General features: G+C 54.1%; 16 protein-coding genes and 1 pseudogene. 13 read left to right on the forward strand and 4 right to left on the reverse strand.

The genetic code is table 11. The features are described from left to right. Positions 1-2 precede the first annotated feature (2 nt). From kdsC to yrbL, 10 genes are all read left to right on the forward strand, one after another. The gene (gene kdsC, locus ACLJRS_RS10810; RefSeq protein ID WP_000030021.1) at positions 3-569 is read left to right on the forward strand and encodes a 3-deoxy-manno-octulosonate-8-phosphatase KdsC; all 567 of its coding nucleotides are present in this window, start codon (positions 3-5) and stop codon (positions 567-569) included. Next, a complete protein-coding gene (gene lptC / locus ACLJRS_RS10815) occupies positions 566-1141 on the forward strand; it encodes an LPS export ABC transporter periplasmic protein LptC (protein WP_000047845.1) in 576 nt (191 codons plus the stop codon). Before kdsC ends, lptC begins: the two co-directional genes overlap by 4 nt. Further along, entirely contained in the window at positions 1110-1664 is a 555-nt protein-coding gene (lptA, locus tag ACLJRS_RS10820) for a lipopolysaccharide ABC transporter substrate-binding protein LptA (RefSeq protein ID WP_000669770.1), read from the forward strand. Before lptC ends, lptA begins: the two co-directional genes overlap by 32 nt. A gap of 6 nt (positions 1665-1670) precedes the next feature. Next, complete coding sequence (gene lptB / locus ACLJRS_RS10825) at positions 1671-2396, forward strand: LPS export ABC transporter ATP-binding protein (protein ID WP_000224104.1); 726 nt, start codon at positions 1671-1673, stop codon at positions 2394-2396. A gap of 47 nt (positions 2397-2443) precedes the next feature. Then, a complete protein-coding gene (gene rpoN / locus ACLJRS_RS10830; protein WP_000809020.1) occupies positions 2444-3877 on the forward strand; it encodes an RNA polymerase factor sigma-54 in 1434 nt (477 codons plus the stop codon). A 22-nt stretch (positions 3878-3899) separates the two neighbouring features. Continuing rightward, on the forward strand, positions 3900-4187 hold the full coding sequence (gene hpf / locus ACLJRS_RS10835) for a ribosome hibernation promoting factor (protein WP_001176589.1): 288 nt from the start codon (positions 3900-3902) through the stop codon (positions 4185-4187). 117 nt (positions 4188-4304) lie between these two features. Beyond that, positions 4305-4796: a PTS IIA-like nitrogen regulatory protein PtsN gene (gene ptsN / locus ACLJRS_RS10840; protein WP_000609332.1), complete on the forward strand. Its 492-nt coding sequence runs from the start codon at positions 4305-4307 to the stop codon at positions 4794-4796. Between the two features lie 45 nt (positions 4797-4841). Further along, positions 4842-5696, forward strand: coding sequence for an RNase adapter RapZ (rapZ, locus tag ACLJRS_RS10845; protein ID WP_000243749.1), 855 nt, complete (start codon positions 4842-4844; stop codon positions 5694-5696). After that, on the forward strand, positions 5693-5965 hold the full coding sequence (gene npr, locus ACLJRS_RS10850; RefSeq protein ID WP_000216797.1) for a PTS phosphocarrier protein NPr: 273 nt from the start codon (positions 5693-5695) through the stop codon (positions 5963-5965). Before rapZ ends, npr begins: the two co-directional genes overlap by 4 nt. A gap of 248 nt (positions 5966-6213) precedes the next feature. After that, entirely contained in the window at positions 6214-6846 is a 633-nt protein-coding gene (yrbL, locus tag ACLJRS_RS10855) for a PhoP regulatory network protein YrbL (RefSeq protein WP_000602196.1), read from the forward strand. A gap of 74 nt (positions 6847-6920) precedes the next feature. Here the strand turns inward: yrbL and mtgA are convergent, their stop codons facing one another. The 4 genes from mtgA to ACLJRS_RS10875 all read right to left on the reverse strand — a co-directional run bounded on the left by mtgA (position 6921) and on the right by ACLJRS_RS10875 (position 11885). Next, positions 6921-7649, reverse strand: coding sequence for a monofunctional biosynthetic peptidoglycan transglycosylase (mtgA, locus tag ACLJRS_RS10860; protein ID WP_000044652.1), 729 nt, complete (start codon positions 7647-7649; stop codon positions 6921-6923). Continuing rightward, positions 7646-8299 (reverse strand): isoprenoid biosynthesis glyoxalase ElbB, encoded by a 654-nt coding sequence (gene elbB, locus ACLJRS_RS10865; RefSeq protein WP_410957804.1) that lies wholly within the window; start codon positions 8297-8299, stop codon positions 7646-7648. Before elbB ends, mtgA begins: the two co-directional genes overlap by 4 nt. Positions 8300-8525: 226 nt before the next feature. Beyond that, complete coding sequence (gene arcB / locus ACLJRS_RS10870; RefSeq protein ID WP_000809820.1) at positions 8526-10862, reverse strand: aerobic respiration two-component sensor histidine kinase ArcB; 2337 nt, start codon at positions 10860-10862, stop codon at positions 8526-8528. A 93-nt stretch (positions 10863-10955) separates the two neighbouring features. Beyond that, positions 10956-11885, reverse strand: a complete 930-nt coding sequence (locus tag ACLJRS_RS10875; RefSeq protein WP_001176879.1) for a TIGR01212 family radical SAM protein — start codon at positions 11883-11885, stop codon at positions 10956-10958. Positions 11886-12556: 671 nt separating this feature from the next. Here ACLJRS_RS10875 and gltB point away from each other — a divergent pair. From gltB to ACLJRS_RS10890, 3 genes and pseudogenes are all read left to right on the forward strand, one after another. Next, positions 12557-17017, forward strand: a complete 4461-nt coding sequence (gene gltB / locus ACLJRS_RS10880) for a glutamate synthase large subunit (RefSeq protein WP_000965021.1) — start codon at positions 12557-12559, stop codon at positions 17015-17017. A gap of 9 nt (positions 17018-17026) precedes the next feature. Continuing rightward, on the forward strand, positions 17027-18445 hold the full coding sequence (gene gltD / locus ACLJRS_RS10885; protein WP_000081634.1) for a glutamate synthase subunit GltD: 1419 nt from the start codon (positions 17027-17029) through the stop codon (positions 18443-18445). A 206-nt stretch (positions 18446-18651) separates the two neighbouring features. Continuing rightward, positions 18652-19755 (forward strand): annotated as a pseudogene (locus ACLJRS_RS10890) (PDDEXK nuclease domain-containing protein). Positions 19756-19818 lie beyond the last annotated feature (63 nt).

Consider the following 19818-nt stretch of genomic DNA (forward strand, 5'->3'; position numbering starts at 1 on the left):
CGATGAGTAAAGCAGGTGCGTCGCTTGCGACCTGTTATGGCCCCGTCAGCCCCCATGTCATGACCAAAGCGGAGAATATCCGCCTGCTCATCCTGGACGTGGATGGCGTATTGTCTGACGGCCTGATTTATATGGGCAATAACGGCGAAGAGCTGAAGGCTTTCAACGTTCGTGACGGCTATGGTATTCGCTGTGCTTTGACCTCCAATATCGAGGTTGCCATTATTACCGGACGAAAGGCTAAACTTGTAGAAGATCGCTGCGCCACGCTGGGGATTGTCCATCTTTATCAGGGACAGTCGAATAAGTTGATCGCCTTTAGCGATCTGCTGGAAAAACTGGCCATTGCGCCGGAAAATGTTGCCTATGTCGGCGATGATCTGATTGACTGGCCAGTGATGGAAAAAGTGGGGTTAAGCGTTGCCGTTGCGGATGCGCATCCACTGCTGATCCCCCGCGCTGACTATGTGACGCACATTGCCGGCGGGCGCGGCGCGGTACGTGAGGTGTGCGATTTGCTGCTGCTGGCGCAGGGCAAGCTGGATGAGGCCAAAGGGCAATCGATATGAGTAAAACCAGACGTTGGGTTATCATTCTACTGTCGCTGGCCATTCTGGTACTGATTGGTATCAATCTGGCGGATAAAGACGATCCTGCTGCCGTGATGGTCAACAGCAACGATCCCACGTATAAAAGCGAGCATACGGATACCGTCGTGTACAGTCCGGAAGGCGCGTTGAGCTATCGTCTGATCGCGCAGCACGTTGAATATTTTTCCGATCAGGCGGTCTCATGGTTTACGCAACCGGTATTAACCACCTTTGATAAGGATAAAGTGCCGACATGGTCGATCAAGGCCGATAAAGCCAAATTGACTAACGATCGGATGCTCTATCTGTATGGCCATGTTGAAGTCAACGCCCTGGTGCCTGACGCTCAATTACGCAGAATTACCACCGATAACGCGCAGATTAATCTGGTGACGCAGGATGTTACCTCGAACGATCTGGTGACGTTATACGGCACAACATTTAACTCCAGCGGACTGAAAATGCGCGGTAACTTACGCAGCAAGAACGCCGAGCTGATTGAAAAGGTTAGAACCTCTTATGAAATTCAAAACAAACAAACTCAGCCTTAATCTTATGCTTGCCGGCTCGCTGCTGGCCGCCAGCATTCCGGCTTTCGCCGTCACGGGCGATACCGAACAGCCTATTCATATTGACTCGGATCAACAGTCGCTGGATATGCAAGGCAACGTCGTGACCTTTACGGGCAACGTGGTGATGACCCAGGGCACGATTAAGATCAACGCCGATAAAGTCGTGGTTACCCGCCCTGGCGGCGAACAGGGGAAAGAGGTGATCGACGGTTACGGCAATCCGGCCACCTTCTACCAGATGCAGGACAACGGTAAGCCGGTGAAAGGCCACGCTTCCCATATGCACTACGAGCTGGCGAAAGATTTTGTGGTGCTGACCGGCAACGCTTATCTGGAGCAGCTTGACAGCAACATTACCGGCGACAAAATCACCTACCTGGTGAAAGAGCAGAAAATGCAGGCCTTCAGCGAGAAAGGCAAACGCGTCACCACCGTTCTGGTGCCGTCGCAGTTGCAAGACAAAAACAAAGGCCAGACTCCGGCGCAAAAGAAGAGTAACTAATTCGTTATGGCAACATTAACTGCAAAGAATCTGGCGAAGGCCTATAAAGGCCGTCGCGTAGTGGAAGATGTCAGTCTGACCGTTAACTCCGGGGAGATTGTCGGGCTGCTCGGTCCAAACGGCGCGGGTAAAACCACCACCTTTTATATGGTCGTCGGTATCGTGCCGCGTGACGCAGGCAATATCATCATCGATGATGAAGATATCAGTCTGCTGCCGCTGCACGCGCGCGCGCGCCGCGGTATCGGCTATTTGCCGCAGGAAGCCTCTATTTTCCGCCGTCTCAGCGTATTTGATAACCTGATGGCGGTACTGCAAATTCGTGACGATTTGACCGCAGAACAGCGAGAAGACCGCGCCAACGAGCTGATGGAAGAGTTTCATATCGAGCATCTGCGCGACAGCATGGGACAGGCGCTGTCCGGTGGTGAACGCCGTCGTGTAGAAATAGCCCGCGCGTTGGCCGCTAATCCCAAATTTATCCTGCTGGATGAACCCTTTGCCGGCGTTGACCCGATTTCCGTTATCGACATCAAACGCATTATCGAGCATCTGCGCGATAGCGGGCTCGGCGTGCTGATCACCGATCATAACGTCCGTGAGACGCTGGCAGTCTGTGAACGCGCCTATATCGTGAGCCAGGGCCACCTTATTGCCCACGGTACGCCGACAGAAATCCTGCAAGACGAACACGTTAAGCGTGTATATCTTGGGGAAGACTTCAGACTCTGATAGGGTAGAGGGCTATGCTGCTCTAGCGGGAGAAAACGACTCTGAATATGAAGCAAGGTTTGCAACTCAGGCTTAGCCAACAACTGGCAATGACGCCTCAGCTACAACAGGCCATCCGTCTGTTGCAGTTGTCTACGCTGGAACTTCAGCAGGAACTCCAGCAAGCGCTGGAAAATAACCCGCTGCTTGAGCAAACCGATCTTCATGACGAAATCGACACCCAGCAACCTCAGGATAACGATCCTCTCGATACCGCCGACGCGCTCGAACAAAAAGAGATGCCGGAAGAGCTGCCGCTTGACGCCAGTTGGGATGAAATTTACACCGCCGGGACGCCGTCCGGCCCCAGCGGCGATTATATCGACGATGAGCTGCCCGTCTATCAGGGCGAAACGACGCAGTCGTTGCAGGATTATCTGATGTGGCAGGTTGAGCTAACGCCCTTCTCGGACACCGATCGCGCTATTGCGACATCCATTGTCGACGCGGTAGATGATACCGGCTATCTCACCGTATCCCTGGACGAAATTCGCGAAAGCATGGGCGATGTAGAGGTGGATCTCGATGAGGTTGAAGCCGTTCTGAAGCGCATTCAGCGTTTTGATCCGGTAGGCGTCGCGGCAAAAGATCTTCGCGACTGTCTGCTGATCCAGCTTTCACAATTCGACAAATCCACGCCGTGGCTGGAAGAGGCGCGGCTCATTATCTGCGATCATCTTGATCTGCTGGCCAACCACGATTTCCGCACGTTGATGCGCGTTACCCGACTAAAAGAAGAGGTGCTGAAAGAGGCGGTAAACCTGATTCAGTCGCTCGATCCCAGACCCGGTCAATCGATCCAGACCGGCGAGCCGGAGTACGTTATCCCGGATGTGCTGGTACGCAAGCATAACGGTCGCTGGACGGTGGAGCTTAATAGCGACAGTATTCCCCGTTTACAGATTAACCAGCACTATGCCGCCATGTGCAATAGCGCGCGCAACGATGCCGACAGCCAGTTCATCCGCAGTAATTTACAGGATGCGAAATGGCTGATAAAAAGCCTTGAAAGCCGTAACGACACGCTGCTGCGCGTCAGTCGCTGCATCGTCGAGCAACAGCAAGCCTTTTTTGAACAGGGCGAAGAATATATGAAACCGATGGTACTGGCGGATATCGCCCAGGCCGTCGAGATGCACGAATCCACCATATCCCGCGTGACCACGCAGAAGTATCTGCACAGCCCGCGCGGTATTTTTGAGCTCAAATATTTCTTTTCCAGCCACGTCAATACCGAAGGCGGAGGCGAAGCCTCTTCCACCGCGATTCGCGCGCTGGTGAAGAAGTTAATTGCGGCGGAAAACCCCGCGAAACCACTGAGCGACAGCAAGTTAACCTCTCTGCTGTCAGAACAAGGTATCATGGTGGCACGCCGCACTGTTGCGAAGTACCGAGAGTCTTTATCCATTCCGCCGTCAAACCAACGCAAACAGCTGGTTTGACCCAACCGATAAGGAAGACACTATGCAGCTCAATATCACCGGACATAATGTCGAAATTACTGAAGCCCTGCGTGAATTTGTGACGACAAAATTCGCCAAACTTGAACAGTATTTTGAGCGGATTAATCAGGTATACGTGGTGTTGAAAGTGGAGAAGGTCACGCATATCTCGGATGCGACGCTACACGTTAACGGCGGCGAAATTCACGCCAGCGCGGAAGGCCAGGATATGTATGCCGCCATTGACGGCTTGATTGATAAACTGGCAAGGCAGTTAACCAGGCATAAAGATAAACTGAAACAACACTAATTGTCCGGGCAGTTAGCCAGTGCAGGACGGCCTGTTGTGTGACACAACGGGCCATTTGTACAGTTAGCGCTCCGAACCTGGCCATCAACCTGACAGGACAGGTTCTTAGGTGAAATTATGATAAATAACGATACGACTCTACAACTGAGCAGTGTACTTAACCAGGAGTGTACGCGTAGCGGCGTTCATTGTCAGAGTAAGAAACGCGCGCTGGAAATCATCAGCGAACTGGCGGCAAAACAGCTCAGTTTACCTCCTCAGGTCGTGTTTGAAGCCATTCTGACACGCGAAAAAATGGGCAGTACCGGTATTGGTAATGGTATCGCCATCCCGCACGGGAAACTGGAAGAAGATACCTTACGCGCCGTCGGCGTGTTCGTTCAGCTCGAAACCCCGATCGCGTTCGACGCCATCGATAACCAGCCGGTCGATCTCCTCTTCGCCCTGCTGGTGCCCGCCGATCAAACTAAAACGCATCTGCACACGCTGTCGCTGGTGGCGAAACGTCTGGCGGATAAAACGATCTGCCGCCGCCTGCGCGCGGCGCTGAATGATGAAGAGCTGTATCAAATCATTACTGACACCGAAGGTGAGCAGAATGAGGCATAACAACTCAATGGCATTTATTTCTGTCGTTGTGAGGAGAAACGGTACATGGTACTGATGATCGTCAGCGGGCGTTCCGGATCAGGTAAATCTGTCGCTCTGCGCGCGCTGGAAGATATGGGATTTTACTGCGTGGATAACCTCCCCGTCGTGCTGTTGCCCGATCTGGCGCGAACGCTGGCCGATCGCCAGATTTCCGCCGCCGTCAGCATTGATGTGCGCAATATGCCTGAATCACCTGAGATTTTTGAACAGGCGATGAATAATCTGCCTGGCGCTTTCTCGCCGCAATTGCTGTTTCTTGATGCCGACCGCAATACCTTGATTCGCCGCTACAGCGACACGCGCCGTTTGCATCCGCTTTCCAGCAAAAATCTTTCTTTAGAGAGTGCGATCGATAAAGAGAGTGACTTGCTGGAGCCGTTACGCTCACGTGCGGATCTGATCGTCGACACTTCAGAAATGTCCGTCCATGAGCTGGCGGAGATGCTGCGTACCCGGCTGTTGGGCAAACGCGAGCGCGAACTGACGATGGTATTTGAGTCCTTCGGCTTTAAACATGGTATCCCGATTGATGCGGACTATGTGTTTGATGTCCGCTTTCTGCCCAACCCGCACTGGGATCCAAAACTGCGCCCCATGACCGGGCTTGATAAGCCGGTAGCCGCGTTTCTTGACCGACACACAGAAGTTCACAATTTTATCTATCAGACTCGCAGCTATCTTGAGCTATGGTTACCGATGCTGGAGACCAACAACCGCAGCTACCTTACCGTCGCTATCGGTTGTACCGGCGGGAAACACCGTTCGGTGTATATTGCAGAACAGCTGGCAGACTACTTCCGCTCGCGCGGTAAAAATGTCCAGTCTCGCCATCGCACGCTGGAAAAACGCAAAACATGACCGTAAAGCAAACTGTTGAAGTCACCAATAAGCTGGGCATGCATGCCCGGCCTGCCATGAAGCTTTTCGAACTGATGCAGGGTTTTGACGCCGAGGTGCTATTACGCAATGACGAAGGCACCGAAGCGGAAGCAAACAGCGTCATCGCGCTGTTAATGCTCGACTCCGCCAAAGGGCGTCAGATTGAAATTGAAGCCACCGGCCCGCAAGAAGTTGAAGCGCTGGCGGCGGTTATCGCGCTGTTCAATTCCGGCTTTGACGAAGACTAAACCTCCCCCTCTATACCCTATTTCCCCCAACGCCGTCCCGGTATTTGATGACAGTCACCCCAAAACCGGGCGTGTTACGCCTGCCTGCCTCTTGTCCCGCAGCCCCACCCTTTCGTAAGATTTGTACATTTCGTGCGCTTTACCTATGCATAAAAACATTAAGAAAACCTTAAAAAATTTCGTTTAGGTTTTGTTTAAGTTCTTTGTCCATACTAAATTTATGTGAATAAATTTTTCCAGGACTTGCCATGATCCTCTTATCGAAACAGACTCCGCTGGGCGCCGGTCGACATCGTAAATGCTATACGCATCCGGATAATGCCCGGCGTTGCATAAAAGTCATTTACAACCGTGACCACGGCGGTGATAAAGAGATTCGGCGTGAACTGAGCTACTATGCGCATCTGTCCCGCTACCTGACAGACTGGAGCGCTATCCCCCGTTATTACGGCACGGTAGAAACCGATTGCGGCACTGGCTATGTCTACGACATGATTACCGATTTCAACGGCGCGCCCTCTATTACCCTGACCGAGTTCGCCGCGCAATGTCGTTATGAAGAGGATGTCGCTGTCCTGCGGCGGCTACTGAAAAAACTGAAACGCTACCTGCTGGATAACCATATTGTGACGATGTCGCTGAAGCCGCAAAACATCCTGTGCCAGCGTATCAGCGAGTCAGAAGTGGTTCCGGTGGTTTGCGACAATCTGGGGGAAAGTACCTTTATCCCGCTGGCAACCTGGTCAACATGGTGCTGTGAACGCAAACTGGAGAGAGTGTGGCAGCGGTTTATCGCCCAGCCTGCGCTGGCCGTTGCCCTGGAGAGGGACGCGCAGCCAAAAGACAAGAAACGGCTGGCGCTTACTTCTCACGAAGCTTAATGGCCTGTGCTTATCAGGCCCGGACGACACAGATCGCAGGCCGGATAAGGCGTTCGCGCCGCCATTCGACAAAATTAATTAAGCTGGTTGCGCGTCATAAAAGATTCCCCACCCAGTTGGCGCATCTGGCGCATAATCCACGCCTGCCGGCTACGCACATAGCCGGAAGGCGCATTCGCCTTATAGCGAATCGGGTTAGGCAGCACAGCCGCCAGTAACGCGGCTTCAGACAGACTCAAGCGACTGGCAGGTTTATGAAAATACCGTTGTGCCGCAGCCTCCACGCCGAAAATACCATCGCCAAACTCCGCGATATTCAGATAAACCGTGAGGATGCGCTTTTTGCTCCAGACAGTTTCAATGCCCAGCGTTAGCCCGGCCTCCAGACCTTTGCGCACCCAACTGCGTCCATCCCATAAAAAGAGATTTTTCGCCGTTTGCTGCGAAAGCGTAGAGGCGCCGCGAATACGGCTCTCATTCCGCTCATTATGCGCCAGCGCTTTTTCAATCGCCGGAACATCAAAGCCCCAGTGCTCAGGGAACTTCTGGTCTTCCGCCGCAATTACCGCCAGCCCCATCCACGGCGAGATATCCGCCATACTGACCCAGTCAGAATGCGCCACATAACCGAACTCTCCGCCGAGCCAGGCGCTAATCTGCCGTTCCGCCATCACCGCCGAAAAAGGCACCGGAACCACGCTAAACAGCGCAATGCCGCCGCCCCAAAAGACGGCGAGCGCAGCAAGGATACGTAAAAGTAGACGGCGCAAAAACGTTAACGGCGCGATGCGTCGTTTGCTCATTCCGCCAGAACCAGCACGCGCGACACTAATTTATCAATGCCGCTTGCCGCCTGGGCGATATCCTGCGCCAGCATATAGGCAGGGCTGGTCACGACCTTGTTATCCTCGTCCACAACGATATCATCAACCGGGCAAGGTACGTGTTCGGCGCCCATCTCTTCAAGTACTTCAGCGGTATCAATATCCGTCCCTATTGTCAGACGTAGCGGGAAGTCAAAGATTTTCGGCAACATTGCGGGCGCGATACAGATGAATCCCAGCGGCTTGCCGGACTGGTGCATGGCCTTCGCCAGCGCGACGACATCGCTATCCACCCGGCATTCGCTCCCCTGGCTGGCGAAATTACTCAGGTTCTTCGCCGCGCCGAAACCACCAGGCACAATGAGCGCATCCAGCTCCTCTGGCTGAGCCTGGGACAGGGGACGAATATCGCCCCGCGTAATACGCGCCGCCTCAATCAGGACGTTACGCGTTTCCGCCATCGCTTCGCCGGTCAGGTGATTAATAACATCCGCTTGTGGTTTATCCGGCGCGAAGCAGACAGCCTGCGCGCCGCTGCGGGCAATGGCCAACAGCGTCAGAACGGCCTCATGAATTTCGGCGCCGTCATAGACGCCGCATCCGCTGAGCACTACGCCAATTTTTTTCATGGTGAACATCCTCCTGCAACCGACTCAAGCCCATTAATAATTTTGATTAAAATGCTACGCTTCACACATTTAAATGATTCATGTAACAAATCATTTAGGATTTGCTATCTTAACTGCGTGCGGCCTGAAAACAGGACTGCGCCTTTGACATCATCATAATAAGCACGGCGCAGCCACGATTTCCCTGGTGTTGGCGCAGTATTCGCGCACCCCGGTCAAACCGGGGTCATTTTTTTTCCGCGTTTGCCACCCAAGCTTTCAGCACCGCGACATCGTGCTGCCACTCCTGCTTCATCTCTTCAATCCATTCCGCGACGTTATCTTCCCAGGCGGGAAGATCCGGCGACTGGATTTGCTGGCCAAGCTGTTGCAGATGACGCAGCCCTACCGAACCGGCGGCGCCTTTAATCTTATGCCCTTCCTCAACGACGCCTTTTTTGTCACGCGCCGTCAGATTGGACTCCAGCACGCTTAAATAGCCAGGCATCATTTTTTCAAACACCGCGAGACCGTCGGTGATCAATTTAGGCCCAACCAACTCGATGTATTGTTCCAGCATCGGGATATCCAGCAGCGCTTGCGCTTTATCGCTCTCTTCAGGCGTCACGGTACTCTCCTCTTTATCGGTGGCATCCCAGAATTTTTTAATCATCGCGGTTAAGGCCGGCACCGACAGCGGCTTACTCAGCACATCGTCCATACCAGCGTCCAGATACTCTTTTTTATCTTTCAGAACGTTAGCCGTAAGCGCTACCAGCGGCGGTAAATCTTCCCGCGTGTGGCGACGGGTCAGTTCTCTGGCAATATCCAGCCCCGTCATATCCGGTAGCTGAATATCCAGTAAGACCAGGTCATATTCGCCCGGCGCGAACATCTCCAGCGCCGCCTTGCCGGTCATCGCGACATCCACGCTGTTACCCAGTTTTTCCAGTACCGAACGCGCCACGATCACGTTCAGTTCAATATCTTCGACCAGCAGAACATGCAGCGCGGGCAGGGGCATGTCATCTTCATCAAAGGCGTCCTCCACCTCTTCCGCCACCGCTGGCGCATGAACCGTTAGCGTAAAGGTCGATCCTTTGCCCGGCAGACTGGAAACGGTAATATCGCCGCCCATATTTTTCGCCAGCCGACGGGAGACCGCCAGCCCGATACCGGTACCCGTTGCCGGTTTGCCGCCGTTACTGTCTTTCACCTGATAATACATGGCGAAAATTTTATCCTGCTCATCCTGCGGAATGCCGATCCCGGAATCTTCCACTTCAAAGTGCAGCATGTCGCCTTCATCATAGCGCGCCCGCACCGTCACCTGGCCCTGCTGAGTAAACTTCACCGCATTGCTGATCAAATTCCATAAAATCTGGCGCAGACGCGTTCCGTCGGTAATGACTTTGTGCGGCAGCGGCAGCGTCGGCTCAAGCACAAAACGTAGCCCTTTTTGCTGCGCCTGCAAACCGGAAAGGTTTTCCAGATCGGCCATAAAGCTGGTGAAATCAACCGGTTGGTTATCAAGCTGAACCTTACGCCGCTCCATCTTATCCATATCAATGATATCATTGAAAATATTGCCTAACGTCACGGCGGAGACATGGATTGTCTTAAGGTATTTTTCCTGTTCGGCGGTAAGATCGGTATCCAGCAGGATGCGGCTTAAACCGACGATGCCGTTAAGCGGGGTGCGCAGCTCATGACTGATGGTAGAGATAAATGTGGTCTTGTCGCGGCTGGCGCGTTCCAGCGCGTCCTGATAACGCTTACGTTCGGTAATATCACGACCAAATCCCATCAGGCCATGACGTTTACCGACACGGTCGTAATAAGGCACTTTACGAATTTCAAAGCAGGCCTTTCGTCCGTCCGGGTAATCCAGCCACTGTTCGTAGGTCAGGGAGACGTTATGGCGGAATACTTTTTCATCGGTTTCAATGACTTTCTCCGCCGCTTCGGGAGAGTACACATCTTCCGGCTTCAAATGCACCAGCTGTTTTTCGCTCTTGCCGGTTAGCAATTCCATTGCGCGGTTACAGCCGGAAAATTCTTTATCCTCATTACGATAAAAAACCAAATCCGGCGAGGCGTCCAGAAAGGAGCGCAGAAAAGAGGATTGCTGTTCTAGCTGGATTTGCGCTTCTTCACGCTCTTTAATTTCTACTTTTAGCTGTTCAAATGTCTCTTGCAGCTCCGCTTCCGCTTTTTCGCGATCGGCAATTTCCTGATTAAGCTGGGCAATATTGTCCTTCAACTGTACGTTAAGCTTGAGATCGCGCTCGCGCATCTCCTCCAGCTTTTGCACCAGACGCGACAGTCGCTGCCTTGACTCTTCCAGTTGTTCAACAACAACGGATAAGAAATAGACCGCCCAGGGCGTAATTAACAGGCCAAAAAAGATGGAACGAATAACGTCGATACTTTCAACCTGACCATGCAGCACCATGGTCACCGCCATCTGCACGACAATCGCCAGCACCACCAATGCCAACGCCAGGAGCATGGAAAAGCGCACCAGACCCAATTTCATCATCAGGTCGACATAGTATTGCGCCAGCATACGAATTTGCTTCATAGAGGATTCCTTCACCACAACTTCGCACATAATACCCAATTATGGGAACCGCGTTGAATATTGTGCGAAATATGCGTAGCGCCCCTCATCACGCTACGCTACAGGTGGTATCCAGGGACGGGCCAGCGCAGAGCCCTGTACGCCATGCTCATTCAGGTATTTGTCCAGCTCAACCATCCCCGTCCAGCGATTCTCGCACCACAGCGGGGCAAGCAGCGTCGGACGGCGAGCGCTGGCTGAAATTCGGTGATAAATCACCTCCGGCGGCGTATGACGAATCATCTCACCTGCCGTTAGCGTGTAGTCGTCCAGTTCGATGCCGTTCAGCCGCCCCGCTTCCCAGGCTTTGGCCATCGTACTGCCTTTCACAATATGCAGCGGATGCAGTTTAATACCGTCAACGCCCGTCTCCACCACACGCTCCATGGTTTGCAGGCATTCTGCCTGCCCTTCTCCCGGCAGCCCCACAATCAGATGCGCACACACTTTCAGCCCGCGCTCCCGGGCAATCCGGGTGGTACGCTGATAGCAGGCGAAGTCATGCCCGCGGTTAATTCGGTGCAGGGTTTTATCGTGCGCGGTTTGCAATCCCAGTTCCAGCCACACCTCGTAGCCTTGATCTTTATATTCACACAGTAAATCTACTACTGCCTGCGGGACGCAATCCGGACGCGTACCGACGCATAACCCGACGATACTGGCCTGGCTGACCGCCTGTTGATACATGGAACGCAGCACCTGCACTTCCGCAAAGGTGCTGGTGTAGGCCTGGAAATAGGCCAGATAGCGTTTAGCGCGGTTCACCAGATGCGCCTGATGCGCAAGCTGCTCGGCAATCGAATGATGCTGCTGCGCCTCATCGGCAAAAGAGGCGACATTACAGAAGGTGCAACCGCCACGCCCGATGGTGCCGTCGCGATTAGGGCAGCTAAAACCGCCATGAAGCGTCAGCTTATGAACCTTTTGCCCATACCGACGTAAAAGATCCCCACCAAACATATTGACTAATTTCTGTAACTGCATAATCTGATAGACCGCCTCTTAAAAAGAGGCCAAAGCCTGCCATTTTTAGTCTCCTTTGGCGATGACTTGGATCAATCGTCCCGGAAGGCTTTTATCCGTTGCATAATCAAGCAAAATAAACGACATTTCATTCATAATCCCGTTGATGATTTTTCCTGATATTCCCCTCTTTTTTCAGCGTCTGCTGGGTCATCGATAAAAACAGTAGCATTCAATACTGCTCACGCTTAAAACAGCATAAAATGCCAAGATTTTTGAAAAAGAAAGGTCAGATAACGTCTGGCGAGCGGCTCTTATAGTGAGACAGATCACAGGCTTTCTGCCGCTCCGTATTAGCAGCCCCTCTATAAAAAACCTTTTAATTTCAATATATTCAAAAAGTTATCTGTGCTACAGCACACTTTTGCATAAATCAGTTTGCCATTTGACCTGGGTGTGGATTCCCGATAAGTTGGGGATCCGCTGGAAGCTTTCTGGATGAGCCGTCTGCTCATCATATTTATGCAGTAATTGAGATTCCCTCTTAACCGTATTTACCAATGCGCAAAGGACACAAAGAGGGCGAATGCGAGGTAAGCGTATGATGCGCCAGCCCCGTCGCCATGCTCTTGCTGTGCCCGCGCGCCGTCGGTTGGGAGAGCGTCCCGTAGAGCCTGGGGAGGTTCACTGATATGTTGTACGATAAATCCCTTGAGAAGGATAACTGTGGTTTCGGCCTGATCGCCCACATAGAAGGCGAACCTAGCCACAAGGTAGTGCGTACCGCCATACACGCGCTGGCCCGGATGCAGCACCGTGGCGCGATCCTTGCCGACGGTAAAACCGGCGACGGTTGCGGCTTGCTGTTACAAAAACCTGACCGTTTCTTTCGCATCGTGGCCGAAGAGCGCGGCTGGCGCTTAGCCAAAAACTACGCCGTCGGGATGATCTTTTTGAATAAAGATCCTGAACTGGCCGCCGCGTCACGCCATATTGTCGAAGAAGAATTACAGCAGGAAACCCTGTCGATTGTCGGCTGGCGCGATGTGCCAACCAATGAAGGCGTGCTCGGTGAAATCGCCCTCTCCTCTCTGCCGCGTATTGAGCAGATTTTTGTCAACGCTCCGGCAGGCTGGCGTCCGCGTGATATGGAGCGCCGTCTGTTTATCGCCCGCCGACGCATTGAAAAACGTCTGCAGGACGACAAAGATTTCTACGTATGCAGCCTGTCGAACCTGGTCAACATTTATAAAGGTCTATGTATGCCGGCGGATCTGCCGCGCTTCTACCTGGATCTTGCGGATCTGCGTCTGGAATCGGCCATCTGCCTGTTCCACCAGCGCTTTTCCACTAACACCGTGCCGCGTTGGCCGCTGGCGCAGCCGTTCCGCTACCTGGCGCATAACGGCGAGATTAACACCATCACCGGCAACCGCCAGTGGGCGCGCGCCCGTACCTATAAATTCCAGACGCCGCTGATCCCGGATTTACAGTCCGCTGCGCCGTTTGTTAACGAAACCGGTTCGGATTCCAGCTCGCTGGACAACATGCTGGAACTGCTGCTGGCAGGCGGGATGGACATCATCCGCGCCATGCGCCTGTTGGTGCCGCCCGCCTGGCAGAACAACCCCGATATGGACCAGGATCTGCGCGCCTTCTTTGACTTTAACTCCATGCATATGGAGCCGTGGGACGGTCCGGCAGGCATCGTGATGTCCGACGGGCGCTTCGCCGCCTGTAACCTTGACCGTAACGGCCTGCGCCCGGCACGCTATGTCATTACCAAAGATAAGCTGATCACCTGCGCCTCCGAAGTCGGTATCTGGGACTATCAGCCGGATGAAGTGGTCGAGAAAGGCCGCGTCGGCCCAGGCGAGCTGATGGTGATCGACACCCGCGGCGGACGTATTCTGCATTCCGCGGAAACCGATGACGACCTGAAAAGCCGCCATCCATATAAAGAGTGGATGGAGAAAAACGTCCGCCGCCTGGTGCCGTTTGAAGAGCTGCCTGATGAAGAAGTCGGTAGCCGCGAACTGGACGATGACCTGCTCGCCAGCTATCAAAAACAGTTTAACTACAGCGCCGAAGAGCTGGACTCGGTTATCCGCGTTTTGGGCGAAAACGGCCAGGAAGCCGTCGGTTCAATGGGCGACGATACCCCCTTTGCCGTGCTCTCCAGCCAGCCGCGTATTATTTACGACTACTTCCGCCAGCAGTTCGCGCAGGTCACTAACCCGCCTATCGACCCGCTGCGTGAAGCGCACGTCATGTCGCTCGCCACCAGCATCGGTCGCGAAATGAACGTCTTCTGCGAAGCGGAAGGTCAGGCCCATCGCCTGAGTTTTAAATCGCCAATTCTGCTGTACTCCGATTTCAAACAGCTCACCACCATGAAAGAGGAGCATTATCGCGCTGACCGTCTGGATATCACCTTCGACGTGACCGAAACCACACTGAACGCGACGGTTAAGGCGCTGTGCGATAAAGCGGAACAGATGGTGCGCAACGGCACCGTGCTGCTGGTCCTCTCGGATCGCAATATCGGTAAGAATCGCCTGCCGGTCCCCGCGCCGATGGCGGTGGGCGCGGTGCAGACTCGTCTGGTCGATCAAAGCCTGCGCTGCGACGCCAACATCATCGTAGAAACCGGAAGCGCCCGCGATCCGCATCACTTTGCGGTACTGCTCGGCTTTGGCGCAACGGCCATCTATCCGTACCTGGCCTACGAAACGCTGGGGCGTCTGATTGATACCCAGGCCATCGCTAAAAACTACCGTACCGTGATGCAGAACTACCGTAACGGCATCAACAAGGGGCTGTACAAGATTATGTCCAAAATGGGCATTTCGACCATTGCCTCTTACCGCTGCTCCAAACTGTTTGAAGCGGTCGGGCTGCACGATGATGTGGTAAACCTGTGCTTCCAGGGCGTGGTCAGCCGTATCGGCGGCGCGAGCTTTGATGACTTCCAGCAGGATCTGCTGAATCTCTCCAAACGCGCCTGGCTGGCGCGCAAACCCATTAGCCCGGGCGGCCTGCTGAAGTACGTCCACGGCGGCGAATATCACGCCTATAACCCGGATGTCGTGCGTACCCTGCAACAGGCGGTACAGAGCGGCGAGTACAGCGATTATCAGGAATACGCCAAACTGGTCAATGAGCGTCCGGCGGCAACGCTGCGCGATCTGCTGGCGATACATCCAGACGGCGAGGCGGTGACTATCGACGAGGTTGAGCCCGCCAGTGAGCTGTTTAAACGCTTTGATACCGCAGCCATGTCTATCGGCGCATTAAGTCCGGAAGCGCACGAAGCGCTGGCGGAAGCGATGAACAGCCTCGGCGGCAACTCCAACTCCGGCGAAGGCGGCGAAGACCCGGCGCGCTACGGAACCAATAAAGTGTCGCGAATCAAACAGGTGGCCTCTGGTCGCTTTGGCGTGACGCCGGCCTACCTCGTGAATGCCGATGTGATTCAGATTAAAGTCGCTCAGGGCGCGAAACCGGGCGAAGGCGGTCAGTTGCCGGGGGATAAAGTCACTCCGTATATCGCTAAACTGCGCTATTCAGTGCCGGGCGTGACGCTGATCTCCCCGCCGCCGCACCACGATATCTACTCTATCGAGGACTTAGCGCAGCTCATTTTCGACCTCAAACAGGTCAACCCGAAGGCGATGATCTCCGTGAAGCTGGTGTCCGAACCGGGCGTCGGCACCATCGCGACCGGCGTGGCGAAAGCCTATGCGGATCTGATCACCATCGCTGGCTACGACGGCGGTACCGGCGCCAGCCCGCTCTCTTCGGTGAAATATGCGGGCTGTCCGTGGGAACTCGGACTTGTTGAAACCCAGCAGGCGCTGGTCGCCAACGGTCTGCGTCACAAGATTCGTCTGCAGGTGGACGGCGGTCTGAAAACCGGCGTCGATATCATTAAAGCGGCAATTCTCGGTGCGGAAAGTTTCGGCTTCGGCACCGGCCCGATGGTGGCGCTGGGCTGTAAATACCTGCGCATTTGCCATCTGAACAACTGCGCAACCGGCGTGGCGACGCAGGATGAAAAACTGCGTAAGAACCACTATCACGGCCTGCCGTTCAAAGTAACCAACTACTTTGAATTTATCGCCCGCGAAGTGCGCGAGCTGATGGCTTCGCTTGGCGTGACCCGCCTGGTGGATTTGATTGGCCGCACCGACCTGCTGAAAGAGCTGGAGGGCTTCACCGCTAAACAGCAGAAGCTGGCGCTGTCTCGTCTACTGGAAACCGCTGAACCTCATCCGGGTAAAGCGCTGTACTGCACCGAAAATAACCCGCCGTTTGATAACGGCGTGCTGAATGCGCAACTGTTGCAGCAGGCGAAACCGTTTGTCGATGCGCGCCAGAGCAAAACCTTCTGGTTCGACATCCGCAACACCGATCGTTCCGTCGGCGCGTCGCTTTCCGGCTACATCGCACAGACCCACGGCGATCAGGGGCTGGCTTCCGATCCGATTAAAGCACACTTCAGCGGTACCGCAGGCCAGAGCTTTGGCGTGTGGAACGCGGGCGGCGTAGAGTTATATCTGACTGGCGATGCCAACGACTATGTCGGTAAAGGTATGGCAGGCGGTTTGATCGCCATCAGACCGCCGGTAGGTTCCGCCTTCCTCAGTCATAAAGCCAGCATCATCGGCAACACCTGCCTGTATGGAGCGACCGGTGGCCGTCTGTACGCGGCGGGGCGCGCGGGCGAACGTTTCGGCGTGCGTAACTCCGGGGCGATTACCGTAGTAGAGGGCATCGGCGACAACGGCTGTGAATACATGACCGGCGGCATCGTCTGCGTGCTGGGTAAAACCGGCGTTAACTTCGGCGCGGGGATGACCGGCGGCTTCGCCTATGTGCTGGACGAAGATGGCGAATTCCGTAAACGCGTGAACCCGGAACTGGTAGAAGTACTGGACGTTGATTCGCTGGCTATCCACGAAGAGCATCTGCGCGGTCTGATCACCGAGCACGTGCAGCATACTGGTTCGCAACGCGGCGAAGAGATCCTGTCCAGGTGGTCAAGCTTCTCAACCCAATTCGCGTTAGTTAAGCCCAAGTCCAGCGATGTCAAAGCCCTGTTGGGCCACCGTAGTCGTAGTGCGGCAGAATTGCGCGTGCAGGCGCAGTAAGGAATTGAAATGAGCCAGAATGTTTATCAATTTATCGACCTGCAGCGCGTTGATCCGCCGAAGAAACCGCTGAAGATCCGTAAGATCGAGTTTGTTGAAATCTACGAACCGTTTTCTGAAGGTCAGGCGAAAGCCCAGGCGGATCGCTGTTTGTCCTGCGGTAACCCCTACTGCGAGTGGAAATGTCCGGTACATAACTACATCCCGAACTGGCTGAAACTGGCTAACGAAGGGCGTATTTTTGAGGCGGCTGAGCTATCGCACCAGACCAACACCCTGCCGGAAGTGTGTGGCCGCGTCTGCCCGCAGGACCGCCTGTGCGAAGGCTCCTGTACGCTGCACGATGAGTTCGGCGCAGTGACCATCGGTAACATTGAGCGCTATATCAACGATAAAGCGTTTGAGATGGGCTGGCGCCCGGATATGACCGGCGTACGCCAGACGGACAAACGGGTAGCGATAATCGGCGCAGGTCCGGCAGGGCTGGCGTGCGCCGACGTGCTGACCCGCAACGGCGTGAAGGCGGTGGTCTTTGATCGCCATCCGGAAATCGGTGGTCTGCTGACCTTCGGTATCCCGGCCTTCAAGCTGGAGAAAGAAGTCATGACCCGCCGCCGTGAGATCTTCACCGGCATGGGTATTGAGTTCAAACTTAATACCGAAGTGGGTCGTGATGTACAGCTTGAAGATCTGCTGAAAGATTACGATGCGGTATTCCTTGGCGTCGGCACCTATCATTCGATGCGCGGCGGGCTGGAAAATGAAGATGCGGACGGGGTTTTCGACGCTCTGCCGTTCCTGATCGCCAATACGAAGCAGATCATGGGGTTTGGCGAAACCAGCGACGAACCATATGTCAGCATGGAAGGCAAACGCGTGGTGGTGCTGGGCGGCGGCGATACCGCAATGGACTGCGTACGCACTTCCATACGCCAGGGCGCAACGCACGTAACCTGTGCTTATCGTCGTGATGAAGAGAACATGCCGGGTTCCAGACGCGAAGTGAAGAACGCGCGCGAGGAAGGTGTCGAATTTCAGTTTAACGTTCAACCGCTGGGCATTGAAGTCAATGCCAACGGCAAAGTGAGCGGCGTAAAAATGGTGCGCACTGAAATGGGCGAACCGGATGCCAAAGGCCGTCGGCGGGCGGAGATCGTCGCCGGTTCCGAGCATGTGGTTCCGGCTGATGCGGTGGTGATGGCGTTTGGTTTTCGTCCACACAGCATGGAATGGCTGGCGAAACACAGCGTGGAACTGGACTCGCAGGGACGAATTATCGCGCCGGAACGCTGCGATAATGCTTTCCAGACCAGCAACCCGAAAATCTTCGCCGGTGGCGACATCGTGCGCGGTTCCGATCTGGTGGTGACGGCGATTGCCGAAGGCCGTAAGGCGGCTGACGGGATTATGAACTACCTCGAAGTGTAACCCTTCCGGCTCCCCGCTTACTGCCTTGGCTGATGGCTGGGGAGCCGATATTCCTCTCCTCAATATCTCTCCTGCCGATTCTGGAAACCCGCTCGTAAATCGAGATGTAATGCCATGTAAAATCCGTTCATGGATTGATTCGTTTACGCCTGAAGCGTATTGATAGCGTTCTAATTTCACAATGAAACTATCACGTAAGGGATGACATGACGAATCCAACTTTAGCGCCACAGTCTGATGAATATCAGCAAATTCATGACGGTATTATTCGTCTGGTCGATACGGCACGTACCGAGACCGTGCGCAGCATCAATGCCATTATGACTGCCACCTACTGGGAAATTGGCCGACGCATTGTCGAATTTGAACAGGGAGGAGAAGCGCGAGCGGCCTATGGCACCCAGCTTATCGAACGATTATCGGTAGATTTAAGTCAGCGCTATAAGCGCGGTTTTTCCACCAGAAACCTATGGCAAATTCGTACATTTTATCTTTGTTTTCAACATATTGAAATTCCGCAGACACTGTCTGCGGAATCTTCAAATCTCATACCGCTCGCCAAAACATTCCCACTCCCCTGGTCGGCGTATGTCCGCCTCTTGTCGGTAAAAAATCCCGATGCCCGCACTTTTTACGAGAAAGAGACGCTACGTAACGGCTAGTCAGTTAGGCAGCTCGACAGGCAAATCGCCACTCAATTTTACGAACGAACGCTACTGTCCCACGACAAATCCGCCATGTTGCAGCAGCCTGCACCCGCCGAGCCAAACGTTTTGCCGGAGCAAGCCATACGCGACCCGTTCATTCTGGAATTTCTTAACCTGAAGGACGAGTATTCCGAATCAGATCTCGAAGACGCGCTGCTCAGCCACCTGATGGACTTTATGCTGGAGCTCGGTGACGATTTTGCTTTTGTTGGCCGCCAACGCCGACTACGCATAGACGATAGCTGGTTCCGCGTCGATCTGCTGTTCTTCCATCGTCGCTTGCGCTGCCTGTTGCTCGTTGACCTGAAGGTAGGCAAATTCGGTTATGCGGATGCCGGGCAGATGAATATGTACCTGAACTATGCCAAAGAGCACTGGACAATGCCCGGAGAAAACCCGCCAGTCGGCCTGGTTTTGTGCGCAGGGAAAGGCGCGGGGGAAGCGCATTACGCGCTGACTGGCCTGCCAAACACCATCATGGCGAGCGAGTACAAAGTGCAGTTGCCCGACGAAAAATTACTCACAGACGAACTTATTCGTTCGCAAACCATGCTGGAAACTCAACTCACACGCGGTGGTTCACTGACAACGGAGAAAAACTAACGAATCATTAATTCCATGAATAATTATCAAAAAAATATCACACGAAAACGTTTGCTTTATTCT

This window comes from Salmonella sp. SAL00670 (assembly GCF_046552235.1).
Lineage (GTDB): Bacteria > Pseudomonadota > Gammaproteobacteria > Enterobacterales > Enterobacteriaceae > Salmonella > Salmonella enterica.